The following is a 17,183-nucleotide window of genomic DNA, read 5'->3' on the forward strand; positions in this document are numbered from 1 at the left end:
ACTCTTACAAACTATTCAATATTCACAATTTTGTGTCTTGCAGTCAAATTATTTGATCACACTTAATCTCTTCTTTTAGCTCGCTCTAAAAATGCGGGATTACCGCCCGAATTCGAAACGGCTGATCTGCCCGAGCATGCTGGCAGTTAGAAGAAGCGCAATTAACTTGGCTAGCCCAAGTCCAACAGCACGGCGATTTACTGATATGTAATAGCTTGGCATGGAAATTCTTTCTTTTGCTGCCATCGTTCTAGCGCATTGCAGCGACGAATTTGCCGCTAACCAAGAGTTGTGACAGTTTTATCACGTTGAATATACCTCGGTTGTAGCCATCAGTAAATACCCAAAAATCACATTTTGTGTTTTTGTTGTAACGTCGACGGCTGGACTTTTACTACGCCGGTCGTGAATCGTCGCGCGTTTGTAGAGGCTTCTTCTTTGGGGAGAATGGAGCGATGAAAAAGCAGGCCGAGTATTTCCCTGAAGTCATTCAAGCGCGCCGTATGCAGGTCAGATAAGCTTGCAGGCAGTACAAGTCGCAATAGACGGTGACACATTGGGGGCCGCCAAGATCGGGGAACGTGCCAGAGGTAGCGAGCATCGCCGGCCGCGCCGATCCGCAACCGGGGCGGTTCAGGCGTCGGAAGGGGACGCCCTTACCTGCTCATAGCGATGCAAAGACCCCGGCAACTGTCCGCACCGACAGGCCTCTTGCCGCCACGAGGGCCAGCACCGCATCGAATTGTTCTGGCGTGCAGCCATACTTCGAGTGCTGTGCGCGGACGTCGTGCGTGTAGAAAATCAGCCACCCGTTCTGGTCGCGCACTTCGTCGAGCAGCGCTTCAATCGATTCGCGCGTCGTGCTGCCGTAGATCGGATTGGCCTTGAGCGTATTGAGATCCTTCCGTTGCACATTGACGCCACGGCTCGTCGTCCGGATCGTATCGAAACGGCCGCTCAATACGTTCAGAGCGGCGGCATCGTAGTCGCCATAGGGCAAGGCGAAGTTCCGGCTTCCATACGCCTGACACAGCATTGCGGCGCTACTGTCGAGCTCGCGGCGCAGTACTGATTTTTTCGCACCGCGGCAACGAATGTGCGAATGCGTGTGATCGCCGATTTCATGCCCTGCCTGGTACAGTTTGGTAGCCGAGTCGAAGGAGGCGATTGGGCCGAAGTCGCTATCCATCCCAACATTTCCGGTCGATAAATAGAATGTGCCGCGCCAGCCACGTGCCTCTAGCAGTTCGGCACCTACCGCCGCAGACTCCGGAAAATCGTCAAACGTAAACGAAACGATACCGCCAGTACAGGCGATATCGCGCTTACGTTCGTTCAATAAACGATAGCGTCTCGACTCGATCGCGGTTGTGATACGACCCATCATAAGAATCCTTGCTCCCTCGCCCAGTTGGTCATTTTTTTTCGCGACCAAATCATGGTCGCGCACACTGGCCGGTAATGGCCTTCTTCGAATAATCGTTTGCGCGTCGGCGATCGGGCCGTCGCGCGTCGGGTATGGATTTCACTGGCACCGTCGATACGCAGGAAGGCGCCATTTTGCAGGGGCACGCGTGCCAGGTAGGCAAGCTTGGGACTGACTGTCTGGATTTGCGGATCGTAGAACCAACTCGTGCCGATCATGCCCCGGATCTCTGGCCTGGCCACCATTAACTGCGCGATGCGGGCATAGCACTGATTCCGCCCAGCTTCGTTAAAGTCCGACAGGTTGCGGGTGTCGACATGAATGCGAACGAGAGGACCAAGGCCACCCAGTTCGAGTTTTACAAAGGCCAAGGCGCGCAGGTTTGCCTTCAGTCCTTTGTAGCGGTACAGGGTCGCCGGTGCCCAAACGCGCATGTCCACGATTTGCGAGCCGACTGGCAGCGACAGGCCGGCGGCCAAGCGCAAGTCGCGGTCGAAATAGCTCGACCTCACCATCCCGTACGCGCTGTCGTCATCGCTCACGATCGAGCCCGTCATATAGCGCACGGCTGTACCGTACTGGTCGATTATTCCCGGCGGAAGCTTCGACTGCCGCATCCTTTCCGCCAGCGCGTCCATTTGCACCGACACGATTTCCTTGGCCAGCATGCCGCGTTGTTCCGCAGGAAGACCGTCAAGCTCGCGCACATACCTCGCCGGCAAGGCGTCGATTACATAGAGGGGAAGCGGACCGTTCGCCGACTGTATTTTCACGATCTCGGCATGCAGGTCGCGCAGAAAAGGGGCAAAGCGCTCCCCACATGCTTCTTGAAACTTGCGCCGTTTGACCAGGTAGGCCGGTTCGGCCAATAGTGCCAGAACTGCAGCGATTGCATTATCTCGAGACACAAGACGACTCCGGGTGACGGGTTTTTACCAATGCCAAGCAAACCGGGATAATGTGCGTAGCGATTATGAACTGGTTATTATTGTATCGGGAAATACGGTTGAGCAACTTCAATGTGGATAAATAACGCCAGGCAGCGGTGGCTTTCCCGTGCCGCATTCGCTGCGCATCCTCTGCGCCCGCGAGCCGGCGCGGCAACGCGCCGATTCCGGCAGCCGGCACCGCATTCATTTCTGAGCCAGTCCTTCAGAGCGTGATGTAGCGCCGCAGGCGCGAACCCAGCTTGTTGGCCAGGGTCAGCGGCAGGCGCTGCCAGGCGCTTTCGATCAGCGGGCGCAGCTTCGATCCAGCGCCGTTCGAGGCCGCTGGAGCCGGCGCGACGCCGTGCGCATCCCACTCGCGCCAGTCGAGCGCCACCGGCAGCGCGCCCCATTGCTTCTTGAATTTATAGGTGCCTTCACCGAAGGTCGAGCGGCCGAAGTCGAACTGGCGCACGCCGCGTTCGCACAGCTGCGCCTGGATTGCCCAGTACAGCAGCATGTTCGGCGCCAGCGCGTTGTAGTCGGCCAGGGTCGAAGCCCAGGGAATGACGGCCTTGTCACCGCATAACAATACCCAGCCGGCGCCGATCACTTTATTTTCAGAACGCACGAGCACAAGGAACATGTCAGCACCGTAATGGCGGTGCACCGCATCGAACCAGGCACGGCTGTGGGGCGGACTACCGAGACGGCGCATGTTGCGGCTGTAAACATCGTAGAACGCGCCGATGGCGGCCGCATCCTGCGTCACCTCGGAAGCAAGGCCATTCTTTTCCGCCTTGCGCACCTGGCTGCGCAGCTTCGGCGGATACGAGCCGAGCAGCGCCGCCGCGCTCCCGGGCAGGTTCACGACCATGCGCACCTTGCGTCCCGCGAGCGCGGCATCGTCTTCGCCGCCCGCGGCCGAGCAGCGCAGCTCGAGCCCGGCCGCGCGCGCCGCGCCGACATCGGCGCGGGCGCGCGCGGCCAGCGCCTCGGCCACCTCGTGCGAGTCGGCCAGTGCGCCGCCCAGGTCGCAGAAGGGCAAAGAGATCCAGCGCGCACGCCCGAACGGGCGCGCCACTTCGCACAGCGGCAGCAGGCCGGCCAGGTCGGCGCCGCGCCGCGCCACCAGCACCTTGCCGGGATAGTGATAAGCTGCGGCGACCGCGCGGCGCCAGGCCGTCAATTGATACGCGTTGCCATCCGGATGGGCGCGCACGAAGGCGTCGAGCGCGTCGTTGGCCGGCGCGTCATTGTCGAGATAGGCGAAGGTAAGGTCGTTCAAGCGCTGCTCCTGTGGTCACCGGAGTTTCTCCCGATGCATGATGGGTCGCGCGAGATTGTAAGCGATCGACAACATTTTCTGGCATGTGTTCCAAATGTGTGCCGTGCGCACGATTCATTATCTTACGGAACTTGTCAGACAGAAAATGCTATATTGCGCCATGTCGTGTGTACAGCATGGCCGTGGCCCTGCACGCTGTGCCCCGAGTTTCCTGCATGTCAGGTCTCCGGTGAGGCCAGCTGGCTGCAGAGAACCAAAAAACAACGAAAACGTACGCCTTTTATACGCAACATTGATGATCAAACTTTGTTGTCGAGGGCGTACAAACTGGAGCGTCGTGTTGAGGCGTGTCTAGTTCCCATGCTATAGTAAATATTGGCATAATAGCAAAACTTTATTCGATAACGGAAGCTGATAATGAAAGCAGATCAGGTCGTCGCGGTAGTAGGACTGGGATATGTCGGGTTACCGCTCGCAGTAGAATTCGGCAAGAAAGTACGGACGATCGGTTTCGACCTGTCGGCGTCAAAAATCGCGAACTACAAAAAATTCATCGACCCGACCGGCGAAGTCTCGACCGAGCAGTTGCAGGCGGCGAACAAGCTGGAAGTGACCACGGACCCGGCGCTGCTGGCGCAGGCCGATTACGTCGTGGTCGCCGTGCCGACCCCGGTCGACATCGCGCACAACCCGGATTTCACGCCGCTGATCGGTGCCAGCACCACGGTCGGCAAGAACCTCAAGAAGGGCGCCATCGTCATTTTCGAGTCGACCGTCTATCCAGGCGCGACCGAAGAAGTGTGCATCCCGCTGCTGGAAAAACACTCGGGCCTGACCTGGCTGCAGGATTTCCACGTCGGCTTCTCGCCGGAGCGCATCAATCCGGGCGACAAGGAACACACGCTGACGACGATCCTGAAAGTGGTCTCGGGCGATGACGCCGAGACGCTCGAAAGCGTCGCCCAGCTCTATGAAACCGTGATCACCGCTGGCGTGCACCGCGCCTCGAGCATCAAGGTCGCCGAAGCGGCCAAGGTCATCGAAAACACCCAGCGCGACTTGAACATCGCCCTGATGAACGAACTGGCGATCATCTTCGACAAGATCGGCATCGATACGCTGGAAGTGCTGAAAGCGGCCGGCACCAAGTGGAACTTCCTGCCCTTCCGTCCGGGCCTGGTCGGCGGCCACTGCATCGGCGTCGATCCCTACTACCTGACGCACAAGGCCGAGATGGTCGGCTACCACCCGCAAGTGATCCTGGCCGGCCGCCGCATCAATGACGGCATGGCCAAGTTCGTGGCCGAAAAGACGGTGAAGTCGATGATTTCGTCGGGCTTCCAGGTCAAGGGCGCGAAAGTCAATGTCATCGGCCTGACCTTCAAGGAAAACTGCCCGGACCTGCGCAACTCGAAAGTGGCCGACATCGTCCACGAACTGCAAAGCTACGGCGTGGACGTGCACGTGTACGACCCGACGGCCGATTCGGCCGAGGCCGAGCACGAGTACGGCATCAAGCTGGAAAGCTGGGACAGCCTGCCGAAGGCCGATGCCCTGGTCGCGGCCGTGCCGCACAAGGAAGTGCTGGCGCTGTCGCTGGCCGACTTCCAGAGCAAGCTCAACAATGGCGGCTGCTTCATCGACGTCAAGTCGCAATTCGATGAAAAGGCCCTCCGCGAGGCTGGCTACTGCGTCTGGCGTCTGTAGTAAAACCTGCGGGACGAGCCGCCGCCCGACGCGGCGGCTTTGTGCGTCCCGCCGCCGTCGCATCGCGTTATCGAGAAAGTGTTGTGAAAACCGTGAATAAGATTCAAGACGTTAGGCAGCAATTGGGCCAGCACAGCCATCATTGGCTGGTTACCGGCGCTGCCGGCTTCATCGGCTCGAACCTGGTCGAAGCCTTGCTCAAGCTTGGCCAGCGTGTGACCGGGCTGGACAACTTCGCCACCGGGCACCGCCACAATCTGGCGCAGGTGAAAGAATCTGTCACGAATGAGGCCTGGGTGAAATTTAATTTCATCGAGGGCGATATCCGGGTGCCAGCGGACTGCGTGCGCGCCTGCGACGGCGTCGATTTCGTGCTGCACCAGGCCGCGCTCGGCTCGGTGTCGCGCTCGATCGACGATCCGATCGTCACCAACGAGACCAACGTCACCGGCTTCCTGAACATGCTGGTGGCTGCGCGCGACGCCAAGGTGCGCCGCTTCGTATATGCCGCTTCGAGCTCGACCTATGGCGACCATCCGGCCCTGCCGAAAGTCGAGGACGTGATCGGCAACCCGCTCTCGCCCTATGCGGTGACGAAATACGTCAACGAACTGTATGCGAACGTGTTCGGCCGTACCTACGGCATGGAATCGATCGGCCTGCGCTACTTCAACGTCTTCGGCCCGCGCCAGGATCCGCACGGGGCCTATGCCGCCGTGATTCCGCAATGGGTGGCCGCGCTGATCCGTAATCAACCGCTGCGCATCAATGGCGATGGCGAGACCAGCCGCGACTTTTGCTACATCGACAATGTCGTCCAGGCGAACCTGCTGGCGGCGATGGCGCCGGCGGACGCGGTGAACCAGGTCTACAACGTCGCGCTCAACGCCCGTACCAGCCTCAACGAGCTGTACGCGATGATGCGCGACCTGCTGCGCGCGCGCTTCCCGCATGTGGATGCGCACCGGCCGGAGTATGTGGATTTCCGCCGCGGCGACGTGCGCCATTCGCAGGCCGACATCGGCAAGGCTGCAACGCTGCTGGGTTATGCGCCCACGCACCGGATCGACGAGGGCCTGCGCCAGGCCATGGATTGGTATGTTCGCGACCTGCTCGGGCAGGGGTCGTCCGTGGCATCCAGGTAAGCAAAAAGAATCAGGAGACTGACGTGTTCAGGATTTCTAACCATTACGTGTCGAAAATCGTATCCGTGCTGTTGATCGTGGAAGTGCTGGTGCTGCTCGGCGCCGCCTACGCGGGCGCGGCGCTGCGCTACATGGACATCGGCACCACGGTGACGGTGCCGTCGCTCGACCATTTCTTCACCTCGGCCGTCGCTTTCGCGCTGGCCATCGTCTTCAGCATGAGCGCGATGGGGATGTACCAGCTCGATTTCGAGGAAGGCTTGCGCCATCCCTTCCTGATGAAGCTGATGCCTTCGTTCGTGATGGGCTTCCTGATCCTGACCCTGGTGTTCTATATCGCGCCCGAGCTCTCGTTCGGCCGCAGCATCCTGCTGCTCGTGTTCGCGCTGGCCGCGGTCGGCATCTTTGTCGCGCGCATGATCTTCTTCAAGACCTCGGAAGCGCGCTTCTTGCAGTCGCGCATCATGTTCCTCGGCGGCGGCCCGCTGGCCAAGGAATGCAGCGAGCTGGCCGAGCGCGCCAACCGCTACCACCGCTACGACATCGCCGGCTTCATTCCCGCACCGGGCGAGGAACTGTGCATCGAACCGGGCGACTTGCTGAAAATGCGCGAGGACGATTCGCTGGTCAAGCTGGCACGCCAGTACAACGTGTCGGAAATCGTGGTCTCGGTGCAGAACCGGCGCGGCGGCTTCCCGATCAAGGAGCTGCTCGACTGCAAGCTGCAAGGCTTGAAGGTGACCGATGCCGCCACCTTCTTCGAGCGCGAGACCTGCCAGATCCGGGTCGATTCGCTCCAGCCGAGCTGGCTCGTCTTCGGCGGCGGCTTCGACCAGAGTTTCGTGCGCATCTTCATGAAGCGCACCTTCGACCTGATCTGCAGCACGATGATCCTAGCGATCACCTTCCCGCTGATGTTCCTGGCCGCGCTGGCCGTCTGGCTGGAAGACCGCGGCCCGGTGTTCTATTCCCAGGAACGGGTCGGCAAGGATGGCAGGAGCTTCTTTGTCCATAAATTCCGCAGCATGCGCGCCGATGCCGAAAAGAGCGGCAAGCCGCAGTGGGCGGCCAAGGACGACCCGCGCGTCACGCGCGTGGGCAACTTCATGCGCAAGACCCGGATCGACGAACTGCCCCAGATCCTGAACGTGTTCAAGGGCGAGATGTCTTTCGTCGGTCCGCGTCCCGAGCGCCCCTATTTTGTCGAGCAGCTGATCGAAGTGGTCCCGTACTACAATGTCCGCCACAGCATCAAGCCGGGCATCACCGGCTGGGCGCAGGTGCGCTACGGCTACGGCTCCTCGGCCGAGGATGCCCTGCAAAAGCTGCAGTATGACCTCTATTACGTGAAGAACAACAGCCTGTTCCTCGACTTCCTGGTCCTGATCAACACCCTCAAAGTCGTACTCTTCCGCAGCGGGCGCTAATTGCCGGCGTCGCCTGCAATAAGGTTTTAGGCCGGGCCGCAGCGCCCGGCAAGTGCACATGGATAGTGTTTCCCTGACCAGTATCGCCACCTACAGCTACGGCCTCGCGGCCCTCGGCTTCCTGTTGCTGGGCGTGCCGCTGCTCACCAGCTGGCGCGGGCGCGCGCACGGCCCGCTCCTGGTCGCCGCCTGCCTGGCCTCGAGCTTCTGGGCCGGCTCGCTGGCCTGGGCCGCCACCGACCTGCTGATGTGGACCGATCTCTCCGACGGCTTCGAGGTGGCGCGCAATGCCGTCTGGTCGCTGTTCCTGGTCGTGCTGCTGGGCGACTGGCGCGATCCCGACGGCAAGCTGCCGTTCAAGCTGCGTCCGGCCCTGTTCGTCGCGGCCGTCTGCTACCTGCTGGCGCTGGCCGCGGCCACGCTCGGCTACTGGGACCTGGCGCTGCTGGAAAGCGTGCTGCCGGTGATGGCGCGCGTGGTGCAGGCCGTCGGCGGCATGCTGCTGGTCGAGCAGGCCTACCGCAACAAGACCACCCAGGAACGCTGGGCCATCAAGTTCGCCTGCCTCGGCATCGGCGGCATGTTCGCCTACGATTTTTATCTGTACAGCCACGCGATGCTGTTCCGCGAAGTCGACCCGGACATCTGGGCCGCGCGCGGCATCGTCAATGCGCTGACCGTGCCGCTGCTGGCCTTGTCGATGCGGCGCGCCAAGTCCTGGCGCTCGCCGCTGGCCGTCTCGCGCCGCGCGATGTTCCACTCGGCCGCGCTGTTCGGCTCCGCCATCTACCTGCTGGCGATGGGCTCGGCCGGCTACTACCTGCGCTATTTCGGCGGCAGCTGGGGCACCGTGATGCAGGTGACCTTCCTGTTCGGCGCGCTGCTGCTGCTGGCCGGCATCCTGTTCTCGGGCACCTTCCGCGCCTGGCTCAAGGTCTTCATCAGCAAGCATTTCTACAGCTACGGCTACGACTACCGCGAAGAGTGGATGCGCTTTACGCGCACGCTGTCCGAAGCCGGCCCGAACCTGGGCGAGCGCGCCGTGCAGGCGGTGGCCGCGCTGGTCGAAAGCCCGGGCGGGGCGCTCTGGCAGCGCCGCGAAGGCGGCAGCTTCGAGCCGGTCGCCGGCTGGGAAGTGCCGCTGCCGGCCGTGAGCGAGCCGGCCAGTTCTCCCCTGTGCAGCTTCCTCGAATCGACCCAGTGGGTGATCGACCTCGGCGAGTACGCGGACGACCCGGACAAGTACGAAGGCGTGGCCCTGCCCGAATGGCTGCTGGCCTGGCCGCGCGGCTGGCTGGTGGTGCCGCTCATGATGGGGACGAAACTGTCCGGTTTCGTGGTGCTGCAGACGGCGCGCAGCCGCGTCAAGCTGAACTGGGAAGTGCTCGACCTGCTCGAGATCGCCGGCAGCCAGGCCGCCAGCTACCTGGCGCAGCAGGATGCGGCGAACGAGCTGATGGTGGCGCGCCAGTTCGAGTCCTTCAACCGCATGTCGACCTTCGTCGTGCACGACCTGAAGAACCTGGTCTCGCAGCTGTCCCTGATGAACGCGAACGCCGAGAAGCACAAGCACAACCCCGAATTCCAGGCCGACATGCTCGAGACGGTGTCGCTGTCGGTGCAGAAGATGCGCCTGATGCTGCAAAAGCTCTCGCGCATCGATGTCGAGGAAAAACCGATGCCGCTGGCGATCGACCAGGTGGTGCGCCAGGCGGTGGCCAACAAGGCGGCCTTCGAACCGCGCCCGCAACTGGACGTGCGCGACACCGGCCTGCGCGTGCTGGCCGACCGCGAACGGCTCGAACGCGTCGTCGGCCACCTGATCCAGAACGCGATCGAAGCCACGCCGAAAGAAGGCAGTGTCGTCATCGCCCTGAGCCGCGCCGCAGGGGGGGCGGACGATTCGGCGGTGCAGATCGAGATCACCGACAGTGGCGAAGGCATGAGCGAAGACTTCATCCGCGAACGCCTGTTCAAGCCCTTCGAATCGACCAAGTCGGCCGGCATGGGCATCGGCGTGTTCGAAAGCCGCGAATACATCAACGAACTGGGCGGACGCCTGGAAGTTTCCAGCAGGCCGTCGCTCGGCACCACTTTCAAAGTCATCCTGCCTTTGCACCAGCAGGATGCGCTGCTCATCGACCGGGCAGCCTGACCCGAGGATTACCGTGACACAGAATAAACAGAAACTCCTGATCATCGAAGACGACCCCGGCCTGCAAAAGCAGCTCAAATGGAGTCTCGACGCCTACGACGTGGCCGTCGCCGGCGACCGCGAAGCGGCGCTCGCGCAAATTCGCCGCCACGAGCCCGCCGTGGTGACGATGGACCTGGGCTTGCCGCCCGACCCGGACGGCTCGACCGAGGGACTGGCCACCTTGCAGCAGATCCTGGCGCTGGCGCCGGACACGCGCGTGATCGTCCTGACCGGCAACCAGGACCACACCAATGCCGTGAAAGCGATCGGCCTGGGCGCGTATGACTTCCACCAGAAACCGTGCGACCCCGAGGTGCTGAACCTGGTGATCCAGCGCGCCTTCTTCCTGCACGAACTGCAGCAGGAAAACCGCCGCATGCAGCAGCAGCAAGCCGATTCGCCGATGTCGGGCGTGATCTCGCGCGCGCCGAGCATGCTGAAAATCTGCCGCAACGTCGAAAAGGTCGCCCCGACCTCGGCCTCGGTGATGCTGCTGGGCGAATCGGGAACCGGCAAAGAGGTGCTGGCGCGCGCCGTGCATGCCCTCTCGCCGCGCGCGAAAGAGCGCTTCATGGCCATCAACTGCGCGGCCATTCCGGAAAACCTGCTCGAAAGTGAACTCTTCGGCTACGAAAAGGGCGCCTTCACGGGCGCGGCCAAGCAGACCAAGGGCAAGGTGGAACTGGCCCATGGCGGCACCTTCTTCCTCGACGAAGTGGGCGATTTGCCGATGCCGCTGCAGGCCAAACTGCTGCGCTTCCTGCAAGAGCGCGTCATCGAGCGCATCGGCGGCCACGAAGAAATCGCGGTCGACGTGCGCATCGTCTGCGCGACCCACCAGAAACTGAAGGAACTGTGCGCCACCGGGCGCTTCCGCGAGGACTTGTATTACCGCCTGTCCGAGATCGTCGTCACCATCCCGCCGCTGCGCGAGCGGGAGGGCGACGCGGCCCTGCTGGCGCATCATTTCAAGAACAAGTTCTGCGCCGCCGAAGGGCGCTCGGCCCTGCACTTCGCGCCGGACGCGATCGCCGCCATCGAAGCCTACCCGTGGCCGGGCAACGTGCGCGAGATGGAAAATTACATCAAGCGCGCCGTCATCATGGCCGACGGCAACACCATCGTCGCCGACGACCTCGGCCTGCCGGGCGAGGGCCTGGAAGAAGAGCCGATCAACCTGCGCCAGGTGCGCGACGAAGCCGAATACAAGGCCATCATCAAGGCGCTGGCGCGGGTCGACGGGAATATCGTCAAGGCGTCCGAGATCCTCGGCGTCAGCCGCCCGACCATGTACGACCTGATGAGCCGCCACAACATCAAGACGGCTGCATGACACGCGTCACGGTGCTGGCCGTGCCGCTGGTGCTGGCGGCGGCCGGCGCCGTGGCAGGTTTGTCCTACCTGCAGTCCGAAGGCGTCACGCCGCGCGCGCTGGCGCCGTATATCCTGAAACGCACGAGTGGCCACGGCAGCCTGGTCGTGGGCGCGGGCCGGTTCGTATCGGATGCCCTGCTGCGCCTGGACCGCGGAAACGTCGCCCCGTATCTGCCGCCGGCGCTCACCCTGGGCGCGCAGCCGGTCGGGCCCGCCGCACCGGCCGGCAACGAGCGCCCGGTCGCCTCCAGCGAGCAGGCCTGGCGCGCCATCGCCGACGCCGCGCCGGGCGACATCATCACCCTGCTGCCCGGCGACTATGCACTGCGGCGCACCGTGTATGCGAGCCGGCCCGGCACGGCGGACGCACCGATCGTGGTGCGCGCGGCGCGTCCCGGCACGGTGCGCATCGCCGTCGCCGCGCGCGAAGGGTTGACTGTCAAGGCGCCGTACTGGCGTTTCGAAAACCTCGACCTGCGCGGCGTCTGCCAGTACGACGACAACTGCGACCATGCCTTCCACGTGGTCGGCAAGGCCCACCATTTCGTCGCCCGCAACAACACGCTGCGCGATTTCAACGCCCACTTTAAAATCAATGGCGAGCGCGGCGCCTTTCCCGACCACGGCCTGATCGAAGCGAATACCCTGTCGAATGCGGCGCCGCGGCGCACGGCGCACCCGGTCACGCCGATCGACCTGGTCGCCGCCAGCGACTGGACCATCCGCGCCAACCTGATTTACGACTTCGTCAAGCGCGGCGGCGACGGCATCAGCTACGGCGCCTTTGCCAAGGGCGGCGCCGAGCGCACCGTGTTCGAGCGCAACGTGGTGCTGTGCGAAGCGGTCCTGGCCGGCCAGCCGGGCAAGCGCGTCGGCCTGTCCTTCGGCGGCGGCGGCACCGGCAAACCCTATTGTCGCGACGGGCGCTGCATCACCGAGCACGCCGGCGGCAGCATGCGCGCCAACCTGGTTTCAGGCTGCTCGGACGTCGGCATTTATCTCAATAGCGCAGCCGATACGCAACTGCTGCACAATACCGTGCTCGATACGGCCGGGGTGCAGGTGCGCTATGCCACCAGCAGCGCCCGGCTCGAAGGCAACCTGGTCGACGGCCCCTTGCGCGCCGACGAGGGCGGCGTGCTGCGCGCGCTCGACAACCTCGCCACGCCGATCTGGCAGCTGTATCTGGGCCGCCATCCGCAGCGCAGCCTGTTCGCCGATCCGGCGCGGCTCGACTTGCGCTGGCGCGACGGCGCGCCACAGCGTGCCGGGTCCGCGCCGGGCGTTGTAGATGCATGCGCAGACATTCCCGGCCCGGGCGCCGCTTACGGTGCTTTCAAGGATTTTCGCAGCTGCCTGCGTGCCAACGCCCGCTGACCCATGAGTGAACATGGGCAGCAATGTCGCGGATACCGGCCTGGGGCAACTTCGCCCATCGTTACCAGCCGCGCAGCCAGTCGCGCGTCCAGGCCGAGACCTGGTCTTGCCAGGGCCGGCGTGAAAACGTATGGTCCGCCTTGTCGATCTGGCGGCGCGTGAAGCGCGACGAACCCAGCAGGCGCTGCCAGGGGCCGGGGCGGCTGGACAGACCGGCGAATTCCTGGGCCGTCAGGTCGGCACCGCTGAGCACGACCAGTACGCGCCCGGTGAAGCGCGTCAGCGCGCCCTGCATGCGTTCCGGCAGCGGCGCGCCGGCGCCGGCGTCGAGCGCTGCGCCGCGGGCAGGACCGAAAGCCTTGCCGGCGTTCTCCCACAGCGAGCGCAGCGACGCTTTCACGTCGAACTGGCCGCTCCTGACCTTCTTCCACAGGCGCGCGTCGAACAGGCGGTCGCGATAGTAATGCTTGATGGTCGCGCGCGCCGCCCCTTCCTCGGTGCGCACCCAGGGATTGAGCAGCACCAGCCCGGCCACGCGCGGGTCGCGCGGCGCGTACATGGCGGCAGCGGCGGCGCCGTCGCACAGGCCCCAGAGCACCACCTCCGTCATGCCCGGCACTTCCGCGCAAAAGCGCTCGATCGCGGCATGCAGATCGTCGTCGATGTTCTCGAAGGTTTGCAGATCGCCTTCGCTGTCGCCCATGCCGCGGTAATCGAAACGCATGGCCGGGATGCCGGCGGCGGCCAGGTCGCGCGCGAGCAGGGTGAACTGGCGATGGCTGCCGGCGCGGTATTGCGGACCGCCGACGACGACCAGGACGCCGCGCGGCGGCGGCGTCCCAGACGCGGCCGGCAGGCTCAGGATGCCGTACAGCCAGGCACCGCGGCAGGGAAACGAGACGGCGCGTTCGTCAGGCATCGGAATGCTCCAGGCAAGCCAGGGTGGCCGCCAGCAGGGCCGGGCAGTCGACGGTCTCGGGCGCGCCCCAGAACTGCGGGCCGGTCACCTGGTGCACGTCCACCCGGCTGCCCTGCAGGCGCCAGGTGTCGGCCACGCGCACGGCGGCCGGCGGTAGCGGGCGTCCGGCGGCGGCCATCACTTCGACCCAGTGGATCGGGCAGCGCGGGCCGAGAGCGCGCGCATCGGCCGCGTCGAGGCCGGCGGCCAGTTGCGGGTTCAGGGTATAGCCCGCGATCTCGATCGATTCGCCGGCGGCCAGCGTTTCGCGCAGGGCTTCGGTGCCGCCGCTGTCGCTGCCCCCGGCCAGCAGTTCGCCGGCCAGGCGCAGGCGCAGGAAGCCGTTCAGGTAGCCCGAGCCATTCGTGACGGGCTGCCACAGCAGCAGGCGTTCGGGCGCGCGGCTGGCCTTTTGCGCATGCAGCACGGCGAGCAGGGCGCCGACGCGCAAGCCCCACAGGCCGGCGTTGCAGGCGAGCTTGTCCTCGATCCAGGCACGCGCCTGCGCGATATCGCGCAGCCAGCCGTCCCAGCTGGCGTCGCCGAAATCGCCCGCGCTGTCGCCGCAGCCGTGCAGGTCGAGCAGCAGCACGCCGATGCCTTGCGCGGCCAGCGCGCGCGCGCCCAGCGCGGCCATGCGGCGCGAACGGTTCATCTCTTCGGCAAACGGGTGGACATACACGAGCGCGCCGCGGCAGGCGCCGCGCGGCGCATGGTACAGGTAAAAGCGCGGTCCGTCGGGAGTGTCGAGGAAGAACGCGTCGGCGCTCGCGTGGGCCGGGAAGTTCATTTATCCGGCACGCGCGGCAACGAAGGCGGCCAGGCTGCCCAGCGTGGCGAAGGTGCTGGCGCTGATGTCGTCGTCGTCGACCATGATGCCGAACTGTTCTTCCAGGGCGCCGATCAGGGTGACGACCGCCATCGAATCGAGTTCGGGAAGGCTGCCCAGCAGCGGCGAATCGGCCGTGAGGGTGGCACCGGCCGGACCGAGATGGAGCACGTCGGTTAACAGGTTCTTGACTTCTTCAAGGTACTTCATAGGATTGTCGTGGTTGTGTTGGCCGGGCGGGAGCGCGCCTCCAACAGCGTGTGCAGGCGGCCCAGTCCCGGCCAGCGGTAATAATTGACATGGTACATAGTGCGTACCTCTTCCGTCCAGCGCGTATGCCACTCCATCACGCGTCCGTAGAATTCGAGCCGCTCGAAACGGCCCGCGTCGAACAGGCTGCGGCAGGCTTCCTCGCGCATCAGCAAGGTCGGCGACAGGTTCGAGGGCACGCTTTCGTCGTAGGCCGTTTTCAGCACCACGATGCCGGCGCCGTCTTCCACGCACAGGTCCATGGCGACGAGCTGTTCGCCGAAATAATAGCGGTAGACGCTGGCCGCGCCAATTGCCGCCATCCCTTCGAGCATGGCGCGGTAGTAGCGGCCCTGGGCATTGTCGGCGCCGACGGCCGTGCCTTCGCCGCCCTTCCAGCCCGACGTTTCCAGGCGCGCGTAGTCGGCCACCGCCTGCGCCATGGCGCCCGGCTCGCGCTCGACGGCCATGCGCGTGGGGATGCCTTCGCGTTCCAGGCGCGCGCGCTGCTTCTTCAGGTTGCCGCGCAGGTTCTTGCCGCGCGCATTCCAGTAATCCTCGAAACTGCCGGCCAGGGTCACACGCGCCGTGTCGATGTAGTCGAGCGTGCGCACACACGCTCCCTCGGCGGGGCGCGCCAGCAGCATCGGGTCCATTTGCGTCAGCGCCAGCAGCAGCGGGAAGCCGGGCAGGGCGCCCAGCAGGCTGCGCGCCAAAGCCGCGGTGTCCAGCTGCGGCTGTTGCAGCCACAGCCCGACCGGCGCCTGCGCCGGCTGGAATGTGCTCCAGGCGCCGCGCCGGCCCGGGCGCACGAGCGCCATCGCGCGCACGGCGCCATCCTGGCGCCAGCAGGCCAGCAGGGTATCGCCGCGGTCGAACTGTTCGACCAGGGGCGCCACGAACGGCGCCGCCAGCAGGCTCGATGCGTGGCTGGCGGGGAGCGCGGCATGCAGCCCGGCCCAGTCGGCGGCATGGCGCGCGAATTCGCGCGCCGGGAACAGGTGCCAGGTCATGGCCTCACCGCCTCGCGCACGCTTGCCGCCAGCCAGCCGATTTCCTGCTCCGTCAGCTCCTGGTGGCAGGGCAGGGCCAGCACATGGCGCGCCAGCATCGCGCTGTTGGCGCACGTGGCGGCATCGACGCCTTGCCATTGCGGCGTGCCGAAGCGCGTCAGCGGCACGCCCAGCGCCTTGAGCCGCGCGCACAGCGGCTCCGGGTCGTCCGCCAGCAGCGGGAACACCCAGGGGCAGGCGCCCTCGGGCAGGCGCGGGTGCAGCGGGCGTACGCCGGGCAGGCCGCGCACGGCCGCTTCCAGGCGCGCATAATAGCTGCGGCGCAGCGCCTGGATGCGCGCCGGGGCCGCCAGCGCCAGCATCGCACGCGCGAACAGCGAGGAGCGCTTGTCGACCCAGGCGGGATCGAAATTGAAACTGCTATCGGACGAATCGGGCGCCAGCGCGGCCGGCGCGCCCTTGCGCCGCTTCTTGAACAGCCCCCACAGCGCGCCTTTCGCGCGCAGCGGCAGCCACAGGGCGGCGCGCACGGCCGGCAGGCGGCCGTAGGCGAAGCCCCGTTCCAGCGAATTGAGGGCCACTTTGGCTTCGAAACCGGCTCCCCCCGAGCGCAGCCGGACCCGGTCCAGGCTGTGGCGTGCCGAGACCAGCGCGCCACCCTCGTAAATCGGCAAGAACTTCATGCTGCTGGCGATCGCATAATCGCCCCAGGCGCCGACCGGGCGCCCGCCCTGCTCGCCGATGAAACAGTGGGCGCAGTCTTCGATGAGCGACAGGCCGCGCGCGTCGCACAGGGCGCGGATCGGCGCCATGTCTTGCGGGAAGCCGAAGTAATGGGTGACCAGCACGGCGCGCGTGTCCGGGCCGATCCTGCCCGCCAGGTCGTGCAGGTCGACCGCGGTGTCGGCCCGTACGCGGTAGAACACGGGCTCGGCGCCGCGCCAGAGTACGGGCGGAATCATCGACTGGCTGTGGTAGGCCGGCACCAGCACCTGCTGTCCCGGCCCCACGCCGATCTCGCGCAGCGCCATGGCGATGGCCACGCGTCCGCTCGTGACGAGGCGGTAGTTGCCGGCGTCGAGCACGGTGCGCACCGGCGATCCGTGCGAGCGGCGCGCACGCCGGAACGAGGACGCCGACAGGATCGGCGCCAGCGGAATCAGGGGCCGGCCAGGGAGCGGGTTCGCAAGCATCCGGCCAGTATAAACCGGGTGTTGAAAAAAATGCCACGCGACATGCCCAATTGCCACGGAAACAGCGTGAGTGG

At 64.8% G+C, this 17,183-nt stretch carries 14 protein-coding genes; 6 read left to right on the forward strand and 8 right to left on the reverse strand.

Annotated elements, in window-relative coordinates; translation table 11 throughout:
* Positions 1-664 precede the first annotated feature (664 nt).
* From ACFPOU_RS07245 to ACFPOU_RS07255, 3 genes are all read right to left on the reverse strand, one after another.
* Positions 665-1,387 (reverse strand): polysaccharide deacetylase family protein, encoded by a 723-nt coding sequence (locus ACFPOU_RS07245; protein ID WP_379718803.1) that lies wholly within the window; start codon positions 1,385-1,387, stop codon positions 665-667.
* Complete coding sequence (locus tag ACFPOU_RS07250) at positions 1,384-2,334, reverse strand: hypothetical protein (RefSeq protein WP_379718806.1); 951 nt, start codon at positions 2,332-2,334, stop codon at positions 1,384-1,386. Before ACFPOU_RS07250 ends, ACFPOU_RS07245 begins: the two co-directional genes overlap by 4 nt.
* 244 nt (positions 2,335-2,578) lie before the next feature.
* Entirely contained in the window at positions 2,579-3,640 is a 1,062-nt protein-coding gene (locus ACFPOU_RS07255; protein ID WP_379718809.1) for a GNAT family N-acetyltransferase, read from the reverse strand.
* Between the two features lie 417 nt (positions 3,641-4,057).
* On the opposite strand from ACFPOU_RS07255, the gene ACFPOU_RS07260 reads away from it, so the two are divergent.
* The 6 genes from ACFPOU_RS07260 (at position 4,058) to ACFPOU_RS07285 (ending at position 12,867) form a co-directional block, all read left to right on the forward strand.
* Positions 4,058-5,347 (forward strand): nucleotide sugar dehydrogenase, encoded by a 1,290-nt coding sequence (locus ACFPOU_RS07260; RefSeq protein ID WP_379718812.1) that lies wholly within the window; start codon positions 4,058-4,060, stop codon positions 5,345-5,347.
* Between the two features lie 92 nt (positions 5,348-5,439).
* A complete protein-coding gene (locus ACFPOU_RS07265) occupies positions 5,440-6,492 on the forward strand; it encodes an SDR family oxidoreductase (protein WP_379718815.1) in 1,053 nt (350 codons plus the stop codon).
* Between the two features lie 23 nt (positions 6,493-6,515).
* Positions 6,516-7,919, forward strand: a complete 1,404-nt coding sequence (locus tag ACFPOU_RS07270) for a TIGR03013 family XrtA/PEP-CTERM system glycosyltransferase (RefSeq protein ID WP_379718818.1) — start codon at positions 6,516-6,518, stop codon at positions 7,917-7,919.
* Positions 7,920-7,977: 58 nt separating this feature from the next.
* Complete coding sequence (gene prsK, locus ACFPOU_RS07275) at positions 7,978-10,074, forward strand: XrtA/PEP-CTERM system histidine kinase PrsK (protein ID WP_379718820.1); 2,097 nt, start codon at positions 7,978-7,980, stop codon at positions 10,072-10,074.
* Positions 10,075-10,087: 13 nt separating this feature from the next.
* A complete protein-coding gene (gene prsR / locus ACFPOU_RS07280) occupies positions 10,088-11,449 on the forward strand; it encodes a PEP-CTERM-box response regulator transcription factor (RefSeq protein WP_379718823.1) in 1,362 nt (453 codons plus the stop codon).
* A complete protein-coding gene (locus ACFPOU_RS07285; protein ID WP_379718826.1) occupies positions 11,446-12,867 on the forward strand; it encodes a right-handed parallel beta-helix repeat-containing protein in 1,422 nt (473 codons plus the stop codon). The genes prsR and ACFPOU_RS07285 overlap by 4 nt, the downstream gene beginning before the upstream one ends.
* 61 nt (positions 12,868-12,928) lie before the next feature.
* On the opposite strand, the gene ACFPOU_RS07290 is transcribed toward ACFPOU_RS07285, so the two are convergent.
* The 5 genes from ACFPOU_RS07290 to ACFPOU_RS07310 are packed head-to-tail and all read right to left on the reverse strand — an operon-like array spanning position 12,929 to position 17,109.
* The gene (locus tag ACFPOU_RS07290; protein WP_379718829.1) at positions 12,929-13,786 is read right to left on the reverse strand and encodes a hydrolase 1, exosortase A system-associated; all 858 of its coding nucleotides are present in this window, start codon (positions 13,784-13,786) and stop codon (positions 12,929-12,931) included.
* Positions 13,779-14,615 (reverse strand): hydrolase 2, exosortase A system-associated, encoded by an 837-nt coding sequence (locus ACFPOU_RS07295; RefSeq protein WP_379718832.1) that lies wholly within the window; start codon positions 14,613-14,615, stop codon positions 13,779-13,781. The genes ACFPOU_RS07290 and ACFPOU_RS07295 overlap by 8 nt, the downstream gene beginning before the upstream one ends.
* The gene (locus ACFPOU_RS07300; RefSeq protein WP_379718835.1) at positions 14,616-14,864 is read right to left on the reverse strand and encodes an acyl carrier protein; all 249 of its coding nucleotides are present in this window, start codon (positions 14,862-14,864) and stop codon (positions 14,616-14,618) included.
* Positions 14,861-15,916: a GNAT family N-acetyltransferase gene (locus tag ACFPOU_RS07305; protein ID WP_379718838.1), complete on the reverse strand. Its 1,056-nt coding sequence runs from the start codon at positions 15,914-15,916 to the stop codon at positions 14,861-14,863. Before ACFPOU_RS07305 ends, ACFPOU_RS07300 begins: the two co-directional genes overlap by 4 nt.
* Positions 15,913-17,109 (reverse strand): DegT/DnrJ/EryC1/StrS family aminotransferase, encoded by a 1,197-nt coding sequence (locus ACFPOU_RS07310; RefSeq protein ID WP_379718841.1) that lies wholly within the window; start codon positions 17,107-17,109, stop codon positions 15,913-15,915. The genes ACFPOU_RS07305 and ACFPOU_RS07310 overlap by 4 nt, the downstream gene beginning before the upstream one ends.
* Between the last annotated feature and the right edge of the window lie 74 nt (positions 17,110-17,183).

Origin of the sequence: Massilia jejuensis, from assembly GCF_042656795.1 — a bacterium.
Classification (GTDB): Bacteria; Pseudomonadota; Gammaproteobacteria; order Burkholderiales; family Burkholderiaceae_D; genus Telluria; species Telluria jejuensis.